Origin of the sequence: Gynuella sp., from assembly GCF_050297175.1 — a bacterium.
Classification (GTDB): domain Bacteria; phylum Pseudomonadota; class Gammaproteobacteria; order Pseudomonadales; family Natronospirillaceae; genus Gynuella.
The window spans coordinates 37,932-63,243 of the sequence record NZ_JBNKSF010000061.1 but is presented as its reverse complement, the minus strand read 5'-3'; the positions used below and the strand labels follow the sequence as shown (position 1 = coordinate 63,243).

The window sequence follows — 25,312 nt, the reverse complement described above, 5'->3', positions numbered from 1 at the left end:
ATTATTTCTTAGTGGGTTTTTCATGCATAAAAAACATTTGTCGTTGAGGCTTAAGTTTGATGAAGTCCGTGCTCTTAATTGCATTTGCTGATCGACGAGTACCACCAGAATCTGTAATCACCTCAAGGTCAGAATTTTCAATGATCATGTCGTGGATATCATCACTGTGAGCTGGTGTTTCACTATAAATTGCAGAATAAAAATCCTGCATTAAAAGCATGTCTCCAGATTCAGAAATGAATCGGGGTATATCGTCGTATAAATCTGCTTTGGCAGACTCTCTGGATGATTCATTAAAGAGATAGAGTTGTCCTTCATTGGATGGATTGTATGACAGCATTTTCAGCCCTGATCTACCGAAGTGCGCTTGCTCAACATCATCATCGTGAAGTATATCGTTATATACTTGTCTGGCACGATAGCTCTTAGCAAAATGCACAAGCCAATATTTCCATCCATTGGGGTTGTGAATTGAAAACGGACTTACATATACGGCGCAATCTCGCAAATGGTTGGAAACAATCTGTTCTACTCTACCTAACCATTCTTTTTTATTTATGACCACATTAGTATCACGTAAAGCTGCATATATCTCCGTATCCATTTGTTGGCTGACAATTGTTCTAGGTAGATTTGGGTCAGTAGGTAAATAAGACAATAATGTTTCAATGGCAAATGTAAAAAGTACTTCGGAGGACTTCCAACTGTTCACAATATCCCGGATTGTAGACAAGCTGACATGAGAAGTTCCACACTGATCCAGGTTGAAAAATACATTCGAATAACTTCCATCAGAGATCTTCTGTTTGATGTCAGGATAGATTTTTTCAAAAGGCTTGCACTGATAGATAATTTCCGTCTTGATATTATTATGGGTTCGTATTACAGCTTCCAAAGGGGCAATATTTTGCTTCAGTTTATCAATTGCCACTTTCTGTAAATCATTAAAAATAAAGAGGCATTCTATCGATAGTGTTCTGAAACCATCTGCAATTCGTTTATGGTTTATGAAGTTTAAGGCATTAATGACGGTTTCAAGTAGAATTAAAGGAGAACCGTGTGTACCGCACGCGTATTCGCCTGAGCCAGAAAAGCCATCTACGACCGCCAGACGAAAGCGCTCCATATTTGGGATTCTGCATCTGACGAGCAGGTATTGTTCGAAGTATTTAGCGAGGATTGTATGTTTTTTTCTAGAGTGGTCCTCTAGTACTGCTCCATTCTCCCAATCATAGTCTTTTTTAGCCACTGAATGTCCTTAGAGTAGAATGTTAAGTCTCCCTGAGAATATTGTGGACATCCAGTGATTTGTCAAGCAATCGCGATGATATTCAGTGACGGCATTTGATCCCATACTTTTCCAGACAAAATTCGGCCATTATCGCCCTTCGAGCGTTTTTTGCCATCAGCACCCCAGGCTCCCCATTGCTTAAAGAAGAAGGGTACATTCGAATCAAGACATTGGCTCTTAACATTATCAGCCCAAATAGGTTTCATTTCTCGCGCTTTTCTTCCCGATTCCCCGCCTACGATAACCCAGTGTATGCCTTGCAGGTTGAGGATTCCTAAGTCTTCCAACAAGGGTTCAATGGAAAGAAATCGGACTTCAGCATCAATTTTTCGCAGTTCATCGATTCTGGGTTTGCCATATTTCTGGTCTTCTACAGACACGCCAACCCACGCGTTATGTGGTACAGGCCTGCTGCTAAAGTACTTTGCCATTCGTTTGGCACGTTTAGTCAATATTTGATAGGTATGGTGAGGGGTTTTATGGATGACCTCCATGACTTGATCTACATAGGAGAAAGGTACCTTTTCATGAAACAAATCACTCATCGAGTTCACGAAGTACATGGTTGGCTTTTTGCGAAGTAATGGTTGTGTGAGTCTTTCAGGCATTAGTGAAAGCTTAAAGCCATTCTCATAGCCAGGTGTATTCATTGCCCGTAGACGTTTAGCCATTTCCTCGGCATAACAGTGTTTGCAGCCGGGAGAGATCTTTGTGCAGCCTGTTACTGGATTCCAGGTTTGTTCAGTCCATTCAATTTTACTATTCGTAGCCATTCGATTGCCCTAATCGGTATGTAAGCCATTACGACTTTGACATTGTAGCTTAACTCTGTGATTATTCAAATATTCATGTATTAAGAATATTTGAATAATGAAAGAAAAATTAATGAAAGCAGTCCAATTTTGGTTGGAACAAAATGAGGCAACTCAAGAGAAACTAGCTGATCGAGCGAAGGTCAGTCAGGCCACCGTTTCCAGGGCAGCTACAGGAAATTGGAATAAGCTCACACCCAAATTAAAGGCTTTGTGCCGGTTCTTCGATATTGAAGTGGTGGAAAGAGATCCAAGAAATTGCGATCAATTAATGAAAGTTATTGGCGAAATGTGGGATGGCACCACTGCAGGGGAAGAGTCTTTGGTTAGGCTCTTAAGGTCTATTCAGGCATATAGACTGTAGTATCAGTTTTGGCTTATTCACGCACAATTGACAATACTTGAGTGCCATTTCGGCCATATTTATTTTCTACACTTAAAAGTAACTTCGATTCCTGCACCAATATTAGATCCAATACCAAATACTTTTCCTTCAGCAAGTAGGTCTTAATGTTTCCATTTTCAACAGCCGGCAGACACTGGTTCTCACATTTTGTGTTGTCTTCGTAAGAGCATCTATCTTTTCAGTGATGATAGATTTATGTGTGCCTCCTATTTTTTTTAAGTCATATCTGTCTAGGCGGTGAGTTATGAGAGATGACAGGAATCTGGGTTTTCTTAGTTTCTGAACCAAAAGCACTTATTTGATAGACATAAAATAAAGGTAGTTATTTTTACTCGAGAAACCAATTTTCCACCGCCCATTAATGTGTAACATGTATATGGAAAGAGTAGTATCGGTTCAGTATGCATATTCTGCCTGATCTTGATCACCCATTCTGGTTTTAATTGATCACCTGTTCTGGAACATCATGATCGCCGATTCTGGTTTTATTTGATCACTTTTTCTGGATTTCCAGAATCACTGATCAAGTCCCCGGAATCACTGATCAAGTATTTCCAGAATCGCCCGTGACGCATTGATTCATAAGCCCTCCCGGCTAACCTCCCGCTCTTTGTCTGCGAGGAGTGTGACCGGTGGGTGCCAAGAGGTTATCAATGCGTAAAATCAAAGAAGTACTGCGGTTGCATTATCAGGCTGGCTTAAGTCGGCGTAGCGTCGCTGTCGCACTCAAGATCAGTTATGGCAGTGCCGCCAACTATCTCAATCGCGCTCAACAGGCTGGTATTACCTGGCCGCTGCCTGAGGGGATGGATGAGCGATCCTTGGCTCGGCTGCTGTTCCCATCTCAGGCCGCAACGGGTCAGCGCCGCTTCAGCGAGCCAGACTATCCCACGGTTCACCAGGAACTGAAACGCAAAGGCGTGACCAAATTGCTGCTCTGGGAAGAGTATCGCCAACAGCACCCCAACGATGGCTACAGCTACGCCCAATTCTGCCATCGCTATCAGGAGTGGCTGGGCAAGCAGCAATGCAGTATTCGTCAGCGGCATCGTGCCGGTGAAAAACTCTTTGTCGATTATTGCGGCCCAACCATGTCCGTTGTCAATCCAGATACCGGTGAGGTGCGCCAGGCTCAGGTGTTTGTTGCGGTATTGGGCGCCTCCAATTACACCTTTGCCTGTGCCAGCTGGAGCCAGAATCAGGCCGACTGGCTGAACGCCCATGTACAGGCGTTTGAGTTCTTGGGCGGCGTACCGGAACTGGTTGTCCCGGATAATTTAAAAAGCGGCGTCAGTAAGATCCACCGCTATGAACCCGACCTCAACCCAGCCTATCAGCAGCTGGCCTCACACTACGGGATTGCCGTGGTGCCGGCACGCCCCTACAAACCCAAAGATAAATCCAAGGCCGAAGTGGCGGTGCAGATCGTTGAGCGCTGGATCATGGCGCGGCTTCGTCACCAGACCTTTTTTACCCTGGCCAGCCTCAATCAGGCCATCCGGTTGTTATTGGAGGATCTGAACCATCGCCCGTTTAAAAAGTTGCCCGGTACCCGTCACAGCCAGTTCGAGCAACTGGACAAACCGGCACTACGGCCATTGCCCGCTCACCCGTATCAATACGCGGACATCAAACAGGCACGGGTGCATATCGATTACCACATCGAATACGACAAACACTATTACTCCGTGCCACATCACCTGGTGAAGGAGACGGTTGACGTGCAGGCAACGGCAACGACCGTGGCCATCTATCGGCACGGCCAACGCATCGCCAGCCATCCTCGCAGTTATCGTCAGGGCGCACACAGCACCTGCACGGAGCATATGCCACACAATCACCGCGCCATAAGTGAATGGACACCGGAACGCTTTCTCAGTTGGGCGGGTGATATTGGTGAATCAACACGGGAAGTCGTCCATCACATCCTGCAGGAGAAGCGCCATAAAGAGCAAAGCTATCGCCGGATATTGGCGTTGCTCAGCAATGCCAAAAAGTATGGTCGGGAGCGGCTCAATAAGGCCTGTCACCGAGCGCTATTGATCAACTCCCCAACCCGCAGCAGCGTGGAATCCATCCTCAAGCAAGGGCTGGATCAACGACCACTGGAACAGGAGTGCGCCCCCTTGGTTCAGGAGGAGCAGCTCAGTCTGGACTATCACGAAAATGTACGCGGCGAAGCCTATTACCACTGATACACATTCAGGAACAAAACCATGATGACAAACCAAACCCTGCAAACCTTACGCGCCCTGAAACTCACCGGCATGGCCGAAGGCCTGGAGCAACAATGGTCACAGCCCGGTACGCACGAAGAACTGGGGTTCGACGAACGGTTCGCGTTACTGGTGGACCGGGAAGCCACCCACCGCCATAACAATAAAATCAGCCGCTTGCTCAAGGTGGCCAACCTCAAACTCCAGGCGTACCCCGAGGATATTGATTACCAGCACCCACGAGGGCTGACGAAAAGCCAGTTGGCCGATCTGCTCAGCAACCAATGGGTACACCAGCACCACAACGTACTCATCACCGGACCAACCGGCTGTGGCAAAACCTACCTCGGCTGTGTACTGGCGACTCAGGCCTGTCGTCATGGCTTATCCGTGCGTTACTTCCGCACCTCACGCCTGATGGAAATGCTTAGCATTGCGCATGGTGACGGTCGCTTTGCGAAGCTCATCCAGCAACTGGCCAAGACGGATCTGCTGGTACTGGACGACTGGGGTCTGGAGAAAATGACGTTGAGCCAGCGCAACGATCTGCTGGAAATCATGGAAGACCGACACGGCCTGAAATCGACACTGATCACCAGTCAATTACCGATCACGCAATGGCACAAGATGATCGGTGATGCCACGCTGGCAGACGCCATTCTGGATCGTCTGCTGCACAACAGTCACAAACTCACACTGAAAGGAGAATCGATGAGAAAGATGATGAGTGAAGTTGATCACTCAGGTTGTTAATATCCACACGAACGCGTTACGGGATTAGGGCGATCAAATAATTCCGGAACGGGTGATCACGTTCGCCAGAATACGCACAGTACTAATATGGCGTTTGCATGCTCATCCTATAGTCGTAATTTCTGACATGATTGTAGATCATGCAACCAATCATGCCGCCTGCAACAGCATATCCTAACCAGTTTTTATTTCCGGCTTTCCAGGCTGCAAAACCAGCGATCAAGGCACCTGCTATGGATGCTTGTATTTGAGGGCTGGAAGAGCGGCCCCATAGCAAATAGCTTGCAATGTGCTCGCAGTTTCGATGGGTTGCTCTATATTTGCGGTTTGCGTTGAGGATTTGATGCAAGCGGTGGCGTAATTGCTCGATATCATCGAATTCCATGCTAACAACCCTAATAGTTTGCCCTTCCGCGTAGGTTTGGATATTTACAACTTCGACATCGTTATTAGGAGAGTTATGAACAACTTGATCTCCCCCCAGATAGACGCCGACATGCTCAATGATTCCTTTGCGGCGATACAGTAAATCGCCAGGTCTTAATTTTGGATACATATTCTTTTTTCCTATTTTGTTACGTTTAACGCATATATACGCTAAACGTAATTGTATTCAAAGTCAATGCTTTGTAATATGCGTTTTTTAATACTTGGCTGGAATCCAGAGCACATAGGCCAATGTGTAGCTGACAGCATTCCTCTGGTGTCTGAAATGGGAGAAGCAAGGCCTTTTCTCTATGCTTGATAAAACCTAAATCCAAGTATTGAGAGATATACTACCGATCATGATGGAAAGGAGGCGTCAGGCCAAAGCAGACCTAATTCGGTATAAAAAAATAGAAAGCTAAAGAATCGAACAAATGACTAAGCACTGGATACCTGTTTATGAATATGAAGCAAAGGTGGGCAACTCTGTGATGGGGTACAGAGTTATGGCTGTGGCCAGAACAAATCATTTTCGGCATCAAGATAGTTATTGCAGGGTATTTCCAACACGCCTTCTCCCTGCCGGCGTTTATAGAAGTGTGTTAATCAGTATGAGTAAAAATGACTGAGCCTAATATGGAAGCTATATGAGTGTAGAACAGACATCCTATTCCGCAGTACTGGGTGTAGTGCTTAGAAATCTTCGGATAGACCATGGGATTGAGCAAAGTGATATGGCTGCACGAATGGGATTGTCCCAGGCAAGTTATAGTCGTTTGGAAGGTGGTATTTCTGTATTTTCTGTCGACCAAATGTATCAAGCTGCTGGTGCACTTTATGTAAGTGATGAAGAAATCAGCAATCGAATATGCCAGACCGTCGCCCATCTTCGGGCCAACGGCGTTAAGATCGTACACCCAGTAAGGAAAAATAGTACGCAGAGCCAGAAAGAGAGTTCCAAAAGTGGAGTGGGAAGTTTTTTGACTGGAGCGACATTGGGCGCGTTGTTGATGGGATTGCTATCCAAGAAATGATCATTTGCCTGTAACTTATTGTTAGAGAGTGTTCCTATGGCGTGGAAAATGGCGAAAGTATTAAGAAGGGGGAAAGACCAATTTGTCATACTGCCGGGAGAATATCAATTTGAAGGTGATGAAGTTTGTATTCGACGAGATTTGAAGATAGGCGATGTCATTTTGTCTAAGAAGCCCATTGACTGGGATAGCTTTTTTCTTGTCCGAGAAAAAGCGAATGAGGGAAGAAGCGATTTTATGAGTGATCGTGTTCAAGGCAAGATTGTTGATAAAGATTTGTTCTGATGAAGGAGTATGTTGATATTGTAATGGCTTACGGTAAAGGTATGAAATATTCCTGCTGACTTAAGACGAGCATTATCCCATCACCATCTCTAGTAAACTCGGAATTCATGATAGTGCTTCTAGTTTGTTTGGTAGTTTTGAAATTATGAAAATACTCCAGAGCTATAGGAATCCATTTGGCCAGAAAATCAGGATCAGACTTTTCATGAGTTAACTGGATTAATTTTTTCTCCAACTGTGTTTTTCTTTTTTTTCTAACCTTTGCCTTGTCAACTTTCGGTATCAAATGAAGCGAGTATTTATTATTTAAGAAGTTAATAAACCCAGTAATAGCAGCTTTCTGACCAGGTGATTCAAGTAGGTATTGGTCTAAGATAGCTTGTGTCGGGTAAGTAGTTTTGAATTTCTCTGTGAGATTGACTAATGCAACAGCTGGAGTCAATGCCAACCGAATGGACCGGATAGTGGTTTTGCCAGCGGATAACCGCTTTTGAAGTTCAGATCCATACTCTGCCAACAATCTGCCGAAAGTAGTATGAGGAGAATATTTTGAAAGGAGGTTCGTAATACGAATTGAGTCTGCGGCATATTCTCTAGCCTGTGGAATCACATGAAGCAAACCTGTCTTTTCCATCCACATCATAATACGCCGTACTCTCCGTAACCTCTCAGGATGAAAATATGAGACTAATGCTTCATAGGAGGGTATTTCTCCCCATTTTTTCTCAACTTCAATAAAAAATGGGATATATCGTTGTATGCAAAGAGCTGTCGTTTTTGCGCCCGAATAAGTCATGAGCCAATGACCGAAATTAACAAAATGACTAGCCATTAAGGGATTACTGAAAGCATTACGGTTCATTTTTATTTTTTTATTGGCTACATCGAGCCAATAACAAGTGTCGCATCGGATGCCTTTTCCACCGGGTATAGACTGACCACAGGTACCGCAAATATTTCTTCCACGTATACAGTATCGACAAAGAGTTCCATCTTGCGATGGTTGCAACAGGCGAAACTTCTGACACCCAGGGCAAGTACGAAAGTCAGCCCGCGCACATTTCGGACATCTTCGCAACCCGTCGGCGAAGCGAGATAGCCGTGTGAGTTTGGAAGACAATGTACCACAGACTTCACAAGATTCCTGTGATCTGAAATATAGGGAACAGGATGCGCATGCTGGTCCATATGGAGTTATCTTGCCTAATGGGTATTGTTTCTTTCCACATCGAATACAGGGTAAATCAGTTTCGCAACGTCTGCAGACCGTATTTGGTTCGCGCTTGAGTAATCTGGCTTGCCTACCGCACTTGGGACATGGCCTTTTCTTAAATTCCCGTAAATAGCAAGTTGAGCAGTATCGGTGACCATTACATTTTCGGTGCGTTTTGCACATCTTCCGTCCGCACTCGTCACAACGAATAACTGGCAGATGCTCATTGTTGTTCATTGGCATGGTACCTCTAAATGATGGATTTACAGAAAATCATGAGCAGTAGTGTAAAAGGATGTATTTAAATTTACTGATTAAATGGTCAAGGATTTACGTTCAGGTGCTGAGATTTATGGTGATTTAAAAGACCATATTGGCAGTGGTGAAAAGATCGTTGTAAAAATTGATAAACTGGATAGATAACGGAAAATGATTCAAACACTTACTGGAAAGCGTTGGCCAAAAAATACCCTCATCTCACCTCAAACAGCGACCCAGCGATGCTGGGTACACATAACGGAGAACCTGCTCAACAATAAGATAGGAAGAGCAGCTGCTATCAACTCACCATTTGCTCGAAGACCGATTGGACCTGTTTACTGATAGCCTCCACTTGCTCTCGCTCTTTTATAGATTTGGGTCTTATAGTAAATGATCGGTCCAGTTGAATAATGGGTGATCTTGAACTGAAGTTTAAAAATGCTTTTAATTCTTCAGTGGCATGCTGTTCAACCTCAAAGCCTTTAAAGATAGCGGCACATATAAAACAGCCATTTGCAACATATGGATTTATGCTTGAATCCACATATCGAATGACATTTTCGACACTGTGTTTGAGAGAATAACTAGATCTTGTCCAGTTTATTGTCTTTCTGGAGTGCATGAACTCCAAATATAAACATGCCCGATTACATTCATCAGTAGCCTGTAGGAGGCGTGCTCTATTCTCATGGAAGTCCTGTTCCATTTCATCCCGAGTTATTTGCCCAGAACGAAACTCATGCCACTTTTTGTCTGGCCCCCAATAGTTTAAATGCGGAAATGCATTCAAGATTGCCTTGATATCTGAACGGCTCATCCATTTTTTTGAGGGAGACTGATCAACCAGCAGCGATTGGGCCTTATGCCAGGGAAGCCTGACTTCTTGATGTGCAATAACATCTAAAGCCTTAGATAAAGGTATGAATTCGGTTTGTGCCAGTTGTTTGGCCATACGCTTTGCACGACGCACCGATAGGCCAGAAGGAAAATATAGTGTAGGTATACGCATCGTTAAACATCCATTGAGGTTACGTGCTTAGCCCACAAAACATCGTACAAGACGTTTAAAATACATATAGCATTCATTTCAGGTGTCATCACTTGGGATGTTCGCCACAACGGGTGGGCTGCAGGCATACACCAATGCCTGTTTGGCAGTCTAACAAAACAAGCTTATGTTACAAGCATTTCGTATCTCGGCCCATGTCGATAGCGTCGTTCATTTTTCCGGTTTGCAGAAACGGCATTGGTACACAATTTTTGCTGTTTTCGCTTCGATATCGTCCTTTATTCGTTGCGCAGCATCTGGATTGTCATCAGAGATGTAGTCCACAATGGACAGGAAGTCCCGCCAGCCATTCCAGATCAGGCACGCTTGCGCTTCCTGTCGATCAATGCCTGCACCTCATCCAGGACCTGCTGATGTGGTACCGTATTTTTTGCGTCCATCAGGGCCTCTTCCACTTTACTGCGGAACCAGGAGTCATGCGCCTCCGGATCAACCGTCAGTCCCACGGGCAATCCTCCCTCTTTGGTGATCCGTGTCAGCAGAATGCGAACAGCATCGGATACTGTCAGACCAAAGCTGGCCAGCTTTTCTGCTGCATCAGTCTTCAACTCATCGTCCACGCGAACGTGCAGCATTGAAGTACGAGCCATGATAGATTCTCCAAACGTTTGACATGACCCTATGTTGTATCTCATTTGCGATACAATCAAGACATCATCACAAGAAAGATTATCTAGCCTGAACAGACACCTGTAATTTATGCACGATTGATTTACCATCCCTGCTTAATCACAATGATATTCTGTACTGATTAGCTCGCAAATTTTTTCTCCCACCGCCTGAAAGCATGATTCCGAAGGGATACCAGGTTTTCTCTGTACAGCTCCATACCAGTCCACCCGCCAGTATCTGTCATCTTTGGGGAATTCCCTGATTGCAGGAATTCTGGTTGCCATATGCAGCCCTCAGTACAGAATATCGTTGTTCAGTCCAGTTTATCGTTGTAATTCACATCAACCAATAAACTGCAGTTTTTTGATGTCACAAGTGAATCTTCTTGATCAGCCTCATAAGCCGTCATGACATAAGTTGCACAGACAATGTGCGTGCTATGATGGAGGTAAAAACTCATCCTTTAATATGAGAACAGTTTTGTTTTTTCGTTCTGAGGTCTGCTTCGCGGAATGCCATGCATTCATTAAATAATATGCTACAGAGTTAAATTCTTACTTTCATCACGGACAAGGACACAAGATGAGCGATTCCTATTGGGGACTACCCGGGAATGATGAGCTGTATCCCGAATACTCCGCTAAACCGACCATACCCACTGAATTATCCAAAACCAGATTTTCCGGTAATAAAGACATCGTTTCACGCCTGCCCACAGACGTTCGCAGTAAACTGCCTGGTCACTGGTCAGATTGGGGTAGTATCACCACAGGTGAGGCACAGCGGTGGCTGAGTTTCGATCAGGATATATTCCGTATTTATGTCCGTGATGGCAGTAGTTATCGTCTGTCACACTATGCATCAGCTAATACCTTTACGAATACAGACAGCACCCTGTTTTTGTTGCGTGACTGTTCTGTAACGCGCAGTCAGGCAGACGTTCACCACAGCGGTAATGCTGGCACAGAATCATCCTCAACTCCCCGGTCTTCAGGGCCCGAAAACCCAAATCTGACTTACTTCCAACCAGCACCTGTTGTCACCCGCAGAGATCACGATCTGTTGTTGAACTATACCGATCAGGATGGTGCATCGGTGCCTAAACTCAAATACCTCGTTACCGTCGATGGCGTGGCCTATAAAGGCCAGCTCAATGAGGAAGGCAAAGCCGAAATCAAGCATCTGCCAGATGGTGAAGCTGAAGTTTCGTTCTCAGTGGACGAGGCTGAGATAAACCGTATTCGTACCGAGTTTAAATCCACTCTTTCAGAGATGATCGAAGACCGCCAGGCACGCAAACAAATGCTCGATGATCTGCTGATGGAATACAACGCGGTCGAGCGCGGCATGATTCTGGGCGTGGCGTTTTTACATGGGTTATTTGATGAGTCAGTAGAAATCGTTGAAGGCGTGATTGAGCCTTTTGTCAACATCGCCACCGGCACTCAGAAACTCATGGCGGCACTGTATGACAAACTTGCCGATGGCTACAGCCTCGATGAACTCAAGGACGATTACGCCACTGTGTGCAGTGAGCTTGGCGAAGCCATCGATCAGGCCCGCCAGACCTATACCATCTTAAAATGGCTGGCCACTGACACAGAGGTGTGGAAGGCGCTGATCCATTTTCCCAAAGACTGGTTTGGTTCGATGTCCCGTGTCGAGCAAGCCAAATTCTTTGGTGCAGCGGCGCTGGAATTGATTTTGATCATCGCTGCGGCGGTCGCCACCGGTGGTGTCGGCGCGGTTGTCGTAGCCGGAACCAGTCTGCTGAGCAAATCCCGTCATCTGGTGCGCATTGCCGAACTGCTCAAAACCCTGTTCCAGTACCTGACCTTTAAAGACCGCCTGCCTAAACCCATCCGCTTGCGCCTGGAAAAAGACAAACACCACGCCAATGGTCAGCACCATTACGAGCAGGAAGCGCTTAAGCATAAAAAGCCCGAAGATGCCCGGCACCAAAGCCAGAACGATAACGGCGAATGTTCACCAGTCAATGCCAGGTGTGATACCAAAGGTCACCCAATTTCCATGGTCACCGGTGAAGAAATTACCGAAATTACGGATTTCAGTTTACCCGGTCCAATACCGCTGATCTGGAAGCGGGTCTACCGCTCCAGCGCTATCCGCCGCAAAAGCGAACTCGGGTTTGGCTGGAGTCATCCCTGGGATATCACGCTGAAGCACAGTACTCAGATCGTTGAAATTCCAGCAGAGGATGCAAGTCAACCCACAACCACGGCGGAACAGACGGTGATGACCGTGCGCACAGAGGAAGGTCTGTCGGCTGCATTTCCGATTCCGCTGAATGACGCGTCATCCGCGTCCGTGCACAACATTCACCATCCTTGTGGTTTACAGCTTCAAGTCATCGGTGATGATTTCACTTTGATCAAGGAAGGTCTGGCCTATGAATTTGAAACTCGTCCCGGAACGGTGGATCAATATCGCCTTAGACAAGTACACAGCCGTGACCACGTTCATCACTGGAACTTGCGTTATGACCCAGCCCAGGGGCAACTGATCTCCGCCCACTCCAGTTGGGGACAGCATTTATGGTTCAGTATGGGTGAGTATGGTGGTTGGCGCGCCATTGATACACATTATACCGGCAAAGATCACGCTCAAGCTGAGACCCGCCGATGTCTGATCCGCTACCGTCTCAACCGGAATGGTGATCTGATCGCCAGCAAACAACCCGGCAAACCCGGTGAGCAGTTCCGTTATGATCATCACCTGTTTGTCCGTCATAAAACCCCTGGCGGTTTACGTTTCGGCTTTGAGTGGAATGAGTTATCACCCCATGCCCGTTGTGTCAGACAATTTGCCGAAGACGGTCATTATGATTATCGGTTTGCCTGGAATATCCGACCTAACACTCATGAAGTGACCGACGGTCGAGGCTGTGTTGAAGTCTATGAGAATGATGATCATGGCCGGAAAATTTACCGTATGGATGGTGAAGGCCATGAGCAACGCTGGTCCTATACGGACAAAGGCGATATTGCTCATTACATCGATGGCAATGGTGGCGAACACGACTATGAATATGATGACCAGCAGCGCCTAATCCGTTATACCGATCCCGCCGGCCAGATACAAACGATCGGTTACTGGCGTGAGACACATTTTCCCAGCCACATCACCAGGCATTGGCAAGGGGGGACAAAAGGCGGACCCGATACCCGTGAGACGACTCATTATCTTTATGACGCCTTTGATCAGCTTATTCGTGTCAAACATCCAAGCGGTGAAACCGAACACTGGGACTACCATGGTCAGACCCTGCGGCGCTATATTGACCGTCAGGGTCGATGCCACCAGTATTTCTGGAATAGCCGCTGGGGAACTTTAAGTGAATACCGGTTGTTCCATGAAGACGTACCATATCCGAGTTCGGAATTACCCGATTCTCTGAGTGAGACTAAAGGTATCTGGCCACACGATTCTAAAACCGATACCGGGCCCTCCAAGCCCATTCAGCAACTCTGGTTCGATTATGACGAACAAGGCCGTTTGCACCGCCAGCGCAGTCTGCACGGCCAGGATGACCAGTTTGTATATAACGATCAGGGACAACTGATTCTCAAAACCAACGCCCAGGGACAACACGAAAAATATACCTACGACCGCATGGGGCGTGTCATTGCCTATACCGATCAAGCCGGTCGTATTACGCAACGTCACTACGGTGCCTACGCACAAATCCTCGCCCAGACCCTACCGGATGGAACCCGGCTCAGCTACGAATACGATCAGGAACGCAACCTTACTGCGATCATCAACGGCAATGGCCAGGCGCACCGGTTTGAATATGATGGCTGTGAACGTATTAGCACCGAAATCGGCGTTGATGGCAGAACCATCCATTACCGCTACGACGGCAATGGCAAACTGATCGAACAACACGAAGGGGACATCACCGCCACCTTTGAGCGGGATGCCTTAGGCCGACTGATAAGCGAACGCTACCTGCACGCTACCGAGCCGGCTAAAAATGTCCTGCAAGCCTATCAGTATGATCGCAATGGCCGGCTTATTGGCGCAGTCAACGAACACGCCAAAGTTGAACTGGGTTACACCACAAACGGCCTGTTGTCGAAAGAGCACACAAGCCAGCGCTTTGTCGACTATAACGGTGAATACCAGTCATTTAAGCATGATATCGATTTTGTCGAATACACTGACGCAGGCTATATCAGCTCAGTGCGTTACTCCGCACACCAGCCCTATCAGCGTGGTGGGTACTTCGACTTTATTCATCGCGACAGCATCGGTCGGGCGTGGACGTTTGAGCAGAATTACGCCTGGAACACACGCGGTATGCTGAGCAGTATGAGTGTGCGCCCACATGAAGCCATATCACCTGTATCGTTGTTTGATCAGCAGTTTAATGCCCATGATCAATTAGCCAAACGTCATCAAGGCCAGCATACCGCGACCTGGAATTATGATCCTGAGCAGCGTTTACAACAGTATCAACGTACGTCGTTGCAGAACGACTCCAATCGTCTGACACTGCATGAACGGCACTATCATTACGATACCAAAAACCGTATTGCCGGAATTGACGAACTGCATGGCAGTACCCGCTATCACTACAACGATCTCGATTTGCTGACCAAAGTTGAAAATCGGGAAGGTCAGCAGGACCTCCATTTTGATGCTGCTGGCAACCGACTGCCGGAAGGCTTAACCCGGCTCGACAATAATCGCCTGCCATTTATGGGTGACCGGCATTTCAGCTACGACGAATACGGCAATCTCGTTCAGATCAAAAAAGGTAAAGATCAAAAGATCGTTCAAAGCCTGGAATACAATGCCAAGCATCAACTCATTAAATTTGAAGAACGCATCAACGGTACACTCAAACAAGCGCTGACCTTCCGCTATGACCCATTTGGCAGAAGGATCGAGAAATCCGTCTTCAAACAGGATAAACCCGAACAACAAACCGAATGGGCGACAAACTACAAACGCTATCGCACCCATAACCAACCCGATCTCTGGTATCAATACGCAGAACGCTACGTCTGGAACGGCGGCAATCTGATTCAGACGCGACACATCGATTGTAATCTCAATAACCGAACCTTCCAGCAATACTACCTCTACGAGCCTTACAGCCATAAACCGGTAGGCTTGTATGATTATGAACTGGGCCTGCTGGATATCGAAGCTGATCATCTGGGCACTGCCAAAGCCCTATACAGTCACGAGACCGGAGAACAACTCTGGGCAACTGAGCATGAGGTTTATGGTAAGACCCTCAACAGTCAAAGTCATAAAACCCATCCGAGGAATGGCTTTGCGGTTGATCCAAAGCTCAGATTCGCCGGGCAGTATGAAGATATCGAAACCGGGTTGTATCAGAACTTTAATCGGTATTATGATCCCCGGACCGGGCGGTATATCAGTCATGATCCGATAGGACTAAGAGGCGGTTTAAATCTGTATCAATACTGTCCCAACCCTGTTAGTTGGATTGACCCCCTTGGTCTGTCAAAATATCCTGGTGTTGATTTTACCGACTCTCCCGATCTGTATCCTGTTGGAGAAGGACAGAAAAATATTGTCAAGATCCAAATGCAAGGCACACGAGGGCGAGATTTCACTCAGGGATTTAAAGAAGCCGGTATTTCTCCAAAAAATGCAAAAGGATACACATGGCATCATGTGGATGATTTCAACTCAGAAACCGGCTATACAACGATGCAGTTGGTTAAAACAAAAGCGCACGAGGCTACCCTACCTCATGGCGGTTCTGTTTCACAGTTTGAAAAGACGTTTGGGGTAGAATATGGATCTCAAGAGGCAGTAATTATTTCTCAAGAACAAGGATGGTTACGAGGAAAACCTCCAAAACCAGAAAATCAACCAAAGAAAAACAAAGGCGACTGTGGTTAAGGTGAAAAGAAATGACAATAACGACATTTTCTGATATCGGATCACAACTCTCTAAATCTGATCTTGCTGAAATAGAAAAGCGGCTTGGTTTTCAACTACCTGATACATTGAAAGTATTTTATTTGCAGACCAATGGTGGGACTCCTGAACCGGATCATTGGATTGGCGATAATGATTTTGAACCAATCTACGTTTCAGGTTTTTTGAAAATGAAGGACGCGTCTCCCAATGAAAGTTCTCTTGAAGATACATATCAAAATGGAGTATCTAAAGGGATTATTCCAACTCACTTACTTCCATTTGCATTGGATTGGGGCAATAACTATATCTGTATTGATATGACAGGTAAGGTTTTTTTTCTGGCGACAGATTCATGGCATGATGATCTAAGTATGGAAGATAATGTCAAAAAAAATACCAGATTGCTCTGCAATACACTGGATGAATTTATTGATTCTCTGGTGAGTGAAGATGAAGCATATGGCTAATCATTATTTGCTAAATGAGAACTGAGACTTTCGTAGCTCACAAACAAAAACTAAGAGAGCAGCATCTGAACAATCCGTATATACATACGGCCAAGCTCGCTGGTACGGCGGTTGTCCGGCGCGAGGTGCCCGGTTTATTGGCAGATGCGGAAAACGGTCTGAGCGATACCATCCGAGATCTCAATTGATCTTAATCGAAGTATCATGCTGAAATCTCTAGAAAATCAATAAGTTAGCCTATTTGACCATTTTCACGCAGTCACTGAGTCCTCCTCATTGTATTAACTCCGAGTATTACGTCTCACTCGATGCCAAGCTATAAGGACAGCTCGCTTTGAGCGCGGCACTTTTGTATGAATTTCAATAGATCGGCGAGATCGATGACAAATATCTAACTGTGTTAAAAAGTGAAGTGTTGGAGGGATTGAAACCTTCCATTCAGTTAATGAATTCTGGCTTACACCTGCAGCATCAAGAGACTGTAGCAGTTGATCAGGATTGATATTCAGAAATTTGAATGTCGCAGCCATAAGTCGTTCCCGATTGGTCACCGACAACATTTCCAGTTGGTGACTGAATAGAGAAACATTCGGCTCGTAGACATCGATGCCAAAATCTTTGAGTACGGCTGTGAGTTTGGATAATGGTCTTCGCAGCACTCGACGAGTCAGTGCAATGATAAAACGACATAGAGCAAACCAATCATGTCCGAGAACTAACTGGTTCCAATATATGGCCTGCCTGTGTTTGAGTACTTGATCAGCTAAGTTTTGAAAATCCAGGGCATGTTTGTTGTGCGGCTGGCACTCGATATTCCGATAATCGAATTGACACCTCACGCAACTTACCAGATGTCCGTTATGTGCCTCCAGCCGATGAGGTTCAATCGGTGAGTCACATGATGGACAACGATCAATGAGTCGAATGGAGTGCCTGTAACAGGCTGTATGCCACGCAAATCGCCAATGCCGCCTAAAATATGGGTATTCGTCGTCGCTCAGACATTTTGGGCAAATTTGAAGTCCACCCCGGTATGTTCGGTTGCGTGTTCCCAAAGCCAGTATCCATGGCCAGGTACCATGTTTAGGTGGTGGCATCCCGGTGATTAACGATACATCAGAAATGAGAAAGGACTGCTGGAATCGCTTTATAGGAATGCCTGAATATCGAGTAAGCGCTGACAGTCTGTCCTCTGATATTTCTCTATCCAAGTCCGTGGTCCACGCTCGCCAGTCTGGCCACAGAAAGCCTGTTAAGGCTAACGGATCGCAGCCATGTGCCAGTGCTGTACGAATAAGCCAAGAGTACGTCGATTCCTGAGGTAAAAACGAAATAGGAATCGCCCAGCGTTCTGTCACACGCTGATCTCACGAATGCCTTTGGTTGGACGTAACCAGGATTTACTTTTGATCAGCTTTAACGTGATCTGCTCCTGCTCAGAAATGATCGCTTCCTTGGCGCATTCAATGAGTAATCTATGAAGGTTACCCAGGTTGCCACCAGATATGGTATGAAAGGTCGATGCAAATTCTGGCTGATGGAGAGCGGAGGGTTTTTTGAGCGGTAGTACTTTCTCAAAAGACGCCAGGAGTCGCTGAAAATCCTGATTAAGATACCATAACGGAAGACTGATGACATCGAATCGACTGGCATGCTGAGGATCGCTGTGTAACACACGTACAGCCTCGCGGGTACCGACTCCCACAATGGGGATACACAGTTCATTACACAGGAGCTTAATAGCGTTCATGACTTCACGCTGTTTAACCGCAGACCCTGTTAATAGAGAGTGAAACTCATCGATCACTAACATGCGGACATGGCAGGATCGGAAAAGATGAATCACCTGGTATCGTAACTTGGCGACTGGGTCACTGGCTCTGTAAGGGGTGAAAAATCGTTCAAGCAGAGAGATGTATAACCCTTTTTCATCAGCACTGGGTGGTGCTTCCGCAAGGATCACCGGTTTTACAGGGTTTGCCTCTTCATTCACGTATCCTTGACCACACAGATCATAGAATCGTCTTATGATGGTAGTTTTGCCATTGTTTGGATCTCCGACGATTAGCAAATTGGGCATCCGTGGTCGCTTGGGTTTGTCCATGAGTCCATAGAGTGAATCCATGATTTGCTGAGCAACTTGGTATCCTATCCATCGAGGTTCATCCAGAAAGGCGATGCGTTCCTTGTCTGTTAGCGCAAATAGGTGCTGGAAATCTGGGTGAATATGTTGATAAGCACTCATGCAATATCTCCGAAGGTATCGATATCACCGTCAATCAAATCTGAGGTTAGATCTGATTGAGTAGCAGGGACATTTAGCGGTTTATCATTTGATTTTCCTACCGGCAGTACTGGCGAGGATTTTGTCTCATGTTCTTTACGCCGTTGCGCTTGCCGTCTGGCTTTTTTGCTTTTTTCCTTGGCTTCATCCACTTGTGTTCGCAGTTCTGTGATGGCCTGAAAAACCTGGTGTTCGTTAACGCTTTTGGCTCCTTCTTTCTTGAGTTTTTCTTTTGCCTGTTTGAACTCCCAAATACTCATCGAGGGTAAGGACTGATCAGCAAAAGGGATTTTGAAATATTGCTTGATTTCCGGGTCAAAGAACCAAAGGCAACTGATGTCGCGAGGATCTCGTCGAAATATCAGTTTGCGTTTATCCCGGGTTTCTGGATCTACAGAATTAACCCAAGGCCGCAGGGCTTCAGCGTAATACTTAAGCCCGTCGATCATCACGCCAAATGTCTGTACCGTTCGCTGGAACGACGGCAAGAAGTCTAACAGAACGGTTAAGCGATCTGAGGGTTTGGGGGGAAGACCAACCCCTTGAATACTTCCGCCACCGAAAATGCCGATTTCCCATTGGCGTAAAGGCGTTAACCCAAGACTGGAGTGCAAACGCTGGTGATAAACCTTACATATTAGTGTCACCAGCCATATCTCGAATTCAGATTTTGTCATTACCGCATGTTTTTCTGAGTCATATCCATCACGATGTTTCACTGATGAAAAGGTAGTGCCCGGAAGGGTATGGATCTCTTTGAGTAGGGTTCCCAGCAATCTCTCAATATGGCCACCATAGCGTGGTTGTTTCACCGGCCTGAACTCAAGGTTGATACCATAGGCCAAACAGGATTGCTGAAAGTTATTGGAGCGAAAATCAGCACCATTATCGACGTGGATGGTTCTTGGAATACCCCAGACAGGCCATTGAGCATCGACATTGTTTTGCAGCAACCATTCTTCTTTTGGGAGCAAGGAGCATGCAACACACATGGCCACCGATGTCTCAGATGGTGGATCGAATGACAGGTAATAACCCGTGACCATTCGACTATGCACATCAATGGCTAGAGTAATCCAGGGCCGTCCTATCGGTAGTCTGTGAACATCATCAACCAAAATAATGTCAGCGGGTGTGTGATCAATCTGGATGACGGACAGCGGATAATCCGCATTGGGGAAGTTGCCAGGTGTTGGCGTAAAACGATTGATTGCTCTTTCCAGATATCCTCTTGCACGAAGTTGTTCCCGTTCTGGAACTGCGGCAATACGCGCTCTGATGGTCATATGTGAGGGCGGTTTAACACCTCTGTCATGACACAAGCGTAACACCTCAATGACCACTTTTCTGGGTGTAGGGCGCTGTTTGGTCAGATAGTAGTCCCTGATGACCTGATCAATAATGTCTTCCGCTGCCTTTGAAATTTTATTGTTACCCTGTTTCCAACCTCTTTTTTGAGGAATAAGGGCCGTCACTGTGCCGTAGGCGTTATATTTTCGGAGCCAGCGATACAGGGTGGCGACATTGATGTTCAGCTCTTTGGCTCGTTGTTCAGCGGCTTCTCTACCAACAGCGGCTTTACCGACCAATGAACTGATAGCGGAAAACCGCTTTTGAGCAATTTGCCAATCTTCATCAGCAATATCGGCTAGATCAATGGATGGAAGCGCATTATCTTCAATAGAGCGTAACTCTCCAGTCCTTAATGGGACGCTACGCCCTGTTTCCAAGTCCATACCGATGACCGAGTTGAAATCGAGTATCTGAACAATTCGGTAAGTTGAAGCGCCATGTTGGACAATGGCACCAGTGTCGATATTTACCCTCTCTCGTTTGGGTGCAAAAGCGTCATTTCCAAAGATTAAATCGTATTCATCACTCATCAGCAGGTACCCATAGTTCCGTCATCTCATTGAGCGGTTGCCCGATATCACAGTCAAGCTGCCTGGTTGCAAGCAAGTGCCAGACATGAGCAAGACCTTCGTTACGGTAAATTCCCATAAAATGACGAGCGAGAAGGTAATCTGGTGTGGCAGCCCCCATTTCCTGGACAGACTCAATGACCTTCTGGCTTTCTGTTTCCGGAAAATGCATGCGTTTATAACGGTCCAGAAAGCGGATATTATCCAGAGAAGTGTCCCGGATGCGGTTCTCATCGCGTATGTGAAATTCCCAGCCTTGGTGCTGGGCAAATCGCCAGGCGGCTTTCCATTTGGGTAGCCAGCGTCTCCAATTTTCCCGCCATTCTGTTTCAGGCTTTACTTCAACCAGAACTGGCTTGGGGTAGTCCACATGAGAGCGGAGGCCCAAGCGATAATAGACCAGATAATCTGGTGTGTAAGTGTAAGTCTGGCCATTTTTGCCCTTGAAAGGTATTTCTGCCGGTTGTGCAATGATATCCAGAACGGATAGGGAGAACTCGCACCGTAATAGAAAGTCCCTTTCCAAGGTTGATTCAAAAGGAATTGATGACTGTCCTCTGAATGCGAGGTGTCCGGAAACACTTCTCCGGGTAGGCCCAATCTTGCGCATTTGGCGTGGAAAAAATTGATCGCAGCTATTTGTAGACATTTCGGGGTCCATCGCAGTTATTACTGTAAAGATATCGCAACAATTAGCTTATAAACGCTTGTAAATCATTGAAACTTGGTAAGCATTGTCGCATTTATTGTTATACTTTACAGCGGAAGCTCTCCCCGCCCCGGTGAAATCACCTTGGCCCATAATGGTGTGCTGTTTCTGGATGAGTTACCGGAGTATTCCCGTGCAGTGCTCGATGTGCTGAGAGAGCCGCTTGAGAGTGGAAAGATTGTGATTTCCAGAGCGGCACGACAAATTACCTTTCCTGCCAGTTTTCAACTGGTTGCTGCCATGAATCCAACACCAGGTGGCTATGCTGCCACTGATCCACGTAGCCAGTCATATAGTGCCGAGCAGATTCGTCAGTACATGAGCCGTGTTTCCGGGCCATTTTTGGATCGTATCGACATGCATGTAGAGGTCCCACCGGTACCAACTCAGGTGCTGGCTGCCGGACAGGTTTCTGAATCCAGCGCTCAGGTCAGACAGCGCGTTGAACAAGCCTGGCAGATCCAGCTTGATCGTCAAGGTAAAGGTAATCACCTGCTGTCGACTCGGGAAATAGATCGTTTTTGTCGCCTACAGGACGCTGACAGTCAGTTGTTGCAGACAGCCGTTGATCGGCTTGGTTTGTCCGCGCGCAGTTATCATCGTGTTTTAAAAGTGGCAAGAACGCTGGCGGATCTGGACCAGACAAAAGAGATTCAACGCCCCCATCTCACCGAAGCGTTGGGCTACCGGCAGCTGGATAGAATTGGCAATAATATTGCTGGTTAGTGCCTGCCGAATTTGCCAATCATCAAGGTTTTTCCATCTTTCGTTAGGTTATTAATGAAGGTTGTCGTTTAGGGGGTTTTGGGAAAGGGGGCCCCTGCGTTTAAAACCATCGGTCCGCCACGATAGTGCAGTGTCAATGTCGCTTGGATCAGCAAGATCAAGTATTAAAAGGTGGTTAATCAGCGCTCAACCATGTTCGCTGAATTCCAGCCTGACAAGGTTCCAGAGCATTTATTGATGATTCACTGTAATTCGCTTCGGTATGCCATTGAATGTGGTTGTTTTGTCAGCACATTGTTTAAGTATATTTAATATACTGACTATTTATGGCTTGTTCATACGGAATGTTTATCATGGCACGCGAGTTCGATGCCACGAATGTCTGAATCCGGAAAAATTTCGGTTCGGAATCAGGTTGTGTAGCTGGTGAGGTTTTATGATAAGAGTCGATTTTATTTCAGATATTTCATGTCCCTGGTGTGCTCTTGGTGTTAGTGCTTTTGTGCGTGCCCTGGAACGGGTAAAAGGTGAAATCGAGGTGGATTTGCGCTTCCATCCGTTTGAATTGAGTCCGGCCATGCCACCTGAAGGTCAGGCGCTCGATCAGTATCTGATTCAGCAGGTTGGCATGTCGGTTCATCAGTTGGATGCTGCCAATGCAATGTTACGCGAGCGGGGCGCGCAAGTTGGATTCAGATTTGGTCATCGTACTCATATCTGGAACACTTTTTCCGCCCATCAATTGTTGTACTGGGCCGGTCATGAAGGTGAGGATGGTAGCCAGCTGAAGCTCAAGCTGGCACTTATGCAGGCTTATCATGGTGATAATCGTAACCCGTCGTCGCATGATGTGTTGTTGGAACTGGCGCAGCAGGTGGGGCTGGATGTTTCACGGGCAGCGGAGGTTTTACGATCACAGGAGTTTGCTGAGGCAGTTCGGAGTGAAGAACAGAAGTGGCAGAATATGGGGGTTCATTCTGTGCCGGCAGTCATTGTCGAGGGCGAAGCCGTGTTGGGTACCCGCAGTATTGAGCAGTATGAAGACATGTTGAAGTTGATGCATTCTGCTATGCAGGAACACTGAGTATTAGTCGACCCTGGAACATTCGCCGTACATCCTTCATCGTCAACACCAGATATCAACAAAACCCACTTTACCAAGGCGGACTTGTCAGATCCGTCGGCTTGCTGTGCTGCGAAGGTGATCGATATGTATCAACTAAAGTCATAATTGGCGCGGGGATCATCTATGGCCGTTTATGACATCACAGAAATGTCTCATAAATAGCGTATTTTGCAAAGATAGTAACCGCGAGTGTTTGAATCACAATGACAGCGTTGTTGTATAAGATGAATTTCAATTTCCCGGTATAGGGATATACGTTGGATGTCGTGTATTCTGACCGGAACGACTGAAGAGTTGAGCAATGGCAGTGAACGGTGAAGCCCTAAATAACAGCACTCGTTTTGAACATCAGTTGGAGCCGATTCTGGAGTTGCTGCGGCGTCAGAAGCTGGTCGAAAACCTCGCCCAGCGGCAGGCACAATCGCGGGCAGAGCTGCTTGAAACGTTGGTGCACAGGCAACACGAAGTGGAGCTGCGTCGTAAGCTGAAAATTCTCAACGCAGCTGATGCCGCTTACCTCTTGGATATGCTGACCCTGGACCAGCGTTGGCTGGTCTGGTCGATGCTGGAAGAGCATGTGGCGGCGGAAGCGATGCTGGACATGTCGGAAGCGGTGCTGACCAGTATTGTGGAAGAAACCGATTCGAACCGGCTGTTGACGCTACTGATTCATTTGGATGCTGATGAATTATCCGAGATTGCCGAGTTTCTGCCATCAGATGTGTTGGCTTCTGCCAAAGCACAACTGGAAGCCGCCGAACAGCAATGGCTTGAGGCGTCTTTGTCCTACCCCGAAGACAGTGTTGGCAGCCTGATGAGCCGGGATAGTTTCTTGGTAGGGCCCAGTCAATCTTTGGATGAAGTGATTGCAGCCTTTCGGGCGATGGAAGAAGTGCCAGAACAAATGGATAAATTATTTGTCGTACAAAAACCTCGCCATCTTGTAGGTGTTTTACCGTTGACTTCTTTATTGCGACACCCCGGCGATGAGCGGGTCAATAACGTGATGCAACCTAATCCTGTGACCTTTAGTGCTGATGAAGATGCAGAGGATGCTGCTCATGCGTTCGAACGATATGACTTGATTTCCGCACCGGTAGTGGATGAGAACCGGAGGGTCATTGGCCGGTTGACTGTTGAAACCATGATGGATTATCTGCGTGAGCATCACGAGGGCGCCGTACTGGCGAAAGAAGGTTTGAGTGCCCGTACGGATCTGTTTGGTCCGGTTATGTCCGGTGCCAGAGCCCGTTGGTTGTGGCTGTGTATTAATCTGGCCACCGCCTTTCTGGCCACTCGTTTCATTGCGTTGTTCGAACAGACCATTATCAGTCTGGTGGCACTGGCCACCCTGATGCCGATCGTCGCCAGTGTTGGTGGCAATACCGGCAATCAGACCATTGCATTGTTTGTGCGAGGTCTGGCATTGGATCATATTAACCGCGATAACCTGCGTTTTCTGGTCATGAAGGAATTGTTAATCAGTGTCATTAATGGCGCGCTCTGGGGATGTCTGCTCGGCGGCGTGGCGTTTCTGTTATATGGTAATCCGGGCATCTCGATCGTGATGGCGGTGGCTACATTGTTGAATTTGATCATCGCCGCGGTGGCTGGAATATTTACGCCATTAACACTGGCGAGATACGGTCGTGATCCGGCCATGGGGGCGAGTGTGGTATTGACATTCGTAACAGATAGTATGGGCTTCTTTATTTTTCTTGGGTTGGCAACCTGGTGGCTGGTTTAGTCCTGTCTAATACTTTAGAAGGATC

Annotated in this window: 21 protein-coding genes; 10 read left to right on the top strand and 11 right to left on the bottom strand. The window is 46.7% G+C overall.

The window, feature by feature from the left end:
* Position 1 precedes the first annotated feature (1 nt).
* Both ACQY6I_RS23295 and ACQY6I_RS23290 read right to left on the bottom strand, forming a co-directional pair.
* Positions 2-1,249, bottom strand: coding sequence for a three-Cys-motif partner protein TcmP (locus ACQY6I_RS23295; protein ID WP_428244001.1), 1,248 nt, complete (start codon positions 1,247-1,249; stop codon positions 2-4).
* 62 nt (positions 1,250-1,311) lie between these two features.
* Positions 1,312-2,064, bottom strand: a complete 753-nt coding sequence (locus ACQY6I_RS23290; protein ID WP_428244000.1) for a DUF5131 family protein — start codon at positions 2,062-2,064, stop codon at positions 1,312-1,314.
* Between the two features lie 97 nt (positions 2,065-2,161).
* Between ACQY6I_RS23290 and ACQY6I_RS23285 the strand changes: the two genes are divergently transcribed.
* The 3 genes from ACQY6I_RS23285 (at position 2,162) to istB (ending at position 5,478) form a co-directional block, all read left to right on the top strand.
* Positions 2,162-2,467, top strand: coding sequence for a hypothetical protein (locus tag ACQY6I_RS23285; protein WP_428243999.1), 306 nt, complete (start codon positions 2,162-2,164; stop codon positions 2,465-2,467).
* 695 nt (positions 2,468-3,162) lie between these two features.
* On the top strand, positions 3,163-4,704 hold the full coding sequence (gene istA / locus ACQY6I_RS23280; protein WP_428243998.1) for an IS21 family transposase: 1,542 nt from the start codon (positions 3,163-3,165) through the stop codon (positions 4,702-4,704).
* Between the two features lie 21 nt (positions 4,705-4,725).
* A complete protein-coding gene (gene istB / locus ACQY6I_RS23275; protein WP_428243996.1) occupies positions 4,726-5,478 on the top strand; it encodes an IS21-like element helper ATPase IstB in 753 nt (250 codons plus the stop codon).
* Between the two features lie 82 nt (positions 5,479-5,560).
* Here the strand turns inward: istB and ACQY6I_RS23270 are convergent, their stop codons facing one another.
* Positions 5,561-6,049, bottom strand: a complete 489-nt coding sequence (locus tag ACQY6I_RS23270; RefSeq protein ID WP_428244241.1) for a lecithin retinol acyltransferase family protein — start codon at positions 6,047-6,049, stop codon at positions 5,561-5,563.
* 502 nt (positions 6,050-6,551) lie between these two features.
* On the opposite strand from ACQY6I_RS23270, the gene ACQY6I_RS23265 reads away from it, so the two are divergent.
* Together ACQY6I_RS23265 and ACQY6I_RS23260 are read left to right on the top strand one after the other, a co-directional pair.
* Positions 6,552-6,938 (top strand): helix-turn-helix domain-containing protein, encoded by a 387-nt coding sequence (locus ACQY6I_RS23265; protein ID WP_428243995.1) that lies wholly within the window; start codon positions 6,552-6,554, stop codon positions 6,936-6,938.
* A 48-nt stretch (positions 6,939-6,986) separates the two neighbouring features.
* Positions 6,987-7,223, top strand: a complete 237-nt coding sequence (locus ACQY6I_RS23260) for an antitoxin (protein ID WP_428243993.1) — start codon at positions 6,987-6,989, stop codon at positions 7,221-7,223.
* Positions 7,224-7,251: 28 nt separating this feature from the next.
* Here the strand turns inward: ACQY6I_RS23260 and ACQY6I_RS23255 are convergent, their stop codons facing one another.
* The 4 genes from ACQY6I_RS23255 to ACQY6I_RS23240 all read right to left on the bottom strand — a co-directional run bounded on the left by ACQY6I_RS23255 (position 7,252) and on the right by ACQY6I_RS23240 (position 10,356).
* Positions 7,252-8,055: a hypothetical protein gene (locus tag ACQY6I_RS23255; RefSeq protein WP_144407520.1), complete on the bottom strand. Its 804-nt coding sequence runs from the start codon at positions 8,053-8,055 to the stop codon at positions 7,252-7,254.
* 47 nt (positions 8,056-8,102) lie between these two features.
* Positions 8,103-8,360 carry a hypothetical protein gene (locus ACQY6I_RS23250; RefSeq protein WP_144407519.1) on the bottom strand — a complete coding sequence of 86 codons (258 nt, stop codon included), beginning with the start codon at positions 8,358-8,360 and terminating at the stop codon, positions 8,103-8,105.
* 635 nt (positions 8,361-8,995) lie between these two features.
* Entirely contained in the window at positions 8,996-9,649 is a 654-nt protein-coding gene (locus ACQY6I_RS23245) for a hypothetical protein (RefSeq protein ID WP_428243992.1), read from the bottom strand.
* Between the two features lie 413 nt (positions 9,650-10,062).
* Entirely contained in the window at positions 10,063-10,356 is a 294-nt protein-coding gene (locus ACQY6I_RS23240) for a type II toxin-antitoxin system RelB/DinJ family antitoxin (protein WP_428243991.1), read from the bottom strand.
* Between the two features lie 604 nt (positions 10,357-10,960).
* Between ACQY6I_RS23240 and ACQY6I_RS23235 the strand changes: the two genes are divergently transcribed.
* Both ACQY6I_RS23235 and ACQY6I_RS23230 read left to right on the top strand, forming a co-directional pair.
* Positions 10,961-16,285: an RHS repeat-associated core domain-containing protein gene (locus ACQY6I_RS23235; RefSeq protein WP_428243989.1), complete on the top strand. Its 5,325-nt coding sequence runs from the start codon at positions 10,961-10,963 to the stop codon at positions 16,283-16,285.
* 11 nt (positions 16,286-16,296) lie between these two features.
* Positions 16,297-16,773 (top strand): SMI1/KNR4 family protein, encoded by a 477-nt coding sequence (locus tag ACQY6I_RS23230; protein WP_428243988.1) that lies wholly within the window; start codon positions 16,297-16,299, stop codon positions 16,771-16,773.
* A gap of 281 nt (positions 16,774-17,054) precedes the next feature.
* Here ACQY6I_RS23230 and ACQY6I_RS23225 read toward each other — a convergent pair whose 3' ends face one another.
* The 4 genes from ACQY6I_RS23225 to ACQY6I_RS23210 are packed head-to-tail and all read right to left on the bottom strand — an operon-like array spanning position 17,055 to position 21,628.
* On the bottom strand, positions 17,055-18,131 hold the full coding sequence (locus tag ACQY6I_RS23225) for a TniQ family protein (protein ID WP_082070500.1): 1,077 nt from the start codon (positions 18,129-18,131) through the stop codon (positions 17,055-17,057).
* Complete coding sequence (locus ACQY6I_RS23220; RefSeq protein ID WP_044615390.1) at positions 18,128-19,018, bottom strand: TniB family NTP-binding protein; 891 nt, start codon at positions 19,016-19,018, stop codon at positions 18,128-18,130. Before ACQY6I_RS23220 ends, ACQY6I_RS23225 begins: the two co-directional genes overlap by 4 nt.
* Entirely contained in the window at positions 19,015-20,940 is a 1,926-nt protein-coding gene (locus ACQY6I_RS23215; RefSeq protein WP_044615389.1) for a Mu transposase C-terminal domain-containing protein, read from the bottom strand. Before ACQY6I_RS23215 ends, ACQY6I_RS23220 begins: the two co-directional genes overlap by 4 nt.
* Positions 20,933-21,628 carry a TnsA endonuclease N-terminal domain-containing protein gene (locus ACQY6I_RS23210; protein WP_428243987.1) on the bottom strand — a complete coding sequence of 232 codons (696 nt, stop codon included), beginning with the start codon at positions 21,626-21,628 and terminating at the stop codon, positions 20,933-20,935. Before ACQY6I_RS23210 ends, ACQY6I_RS23215 begins: the two co-directional genes overlap by 8 nt.
* A 75-nt stretch (positions 21,629-21,703) precedes the next feature.
* Here ACQY6I_RS23210 and ACQY6I_RS23205 point away from each other — a divergent pair, with 75 nt between their 5' ends.
* The 3 genes from ACQY6I_RS23205 (at position 21,704) to ACQY6I_RS23195 (ending at position 25,287) form a co-directional block, all read left to right on the top strand.
* Positions 21,704-22,414 (top strand): ATP-binding protein, encoded by a 711-nt coding sequence (locus ACQY6I_RS23205; RefSeq protein ID WP_428243986.1) that lies wholly within the window; start codon positions 21,704-21,706, stop codon positions 22,412-22,414.
* A gap of 436 nt (positions 22,415-22,850) precedes the next feature.
* Positions 22,851-23,498, top strand: coding sequence for a DsbA family oxidoreductase (locus ACQY6I_RS23200; RefSeq protein ID WP_428243985.1), 648 nt, complete (start codon positions 22,851-22,853; stop codon positions 23,496-23,498).
* Positions 23,499-23,841: 343 nt separating this feature from the next.
* On the top strand, positions 23,842-25,287 hold the full coding sequence (locus tag ACQY6I_RS23195; protein WP_428243984.1) for a magnesium transporter: 1,446 nt from the start codon (positions 23,842-23,844) through the stop codon (positions 25,285-25,287).
* Positions 25,288-25,312: the final 25 nt, after the last annotated feature.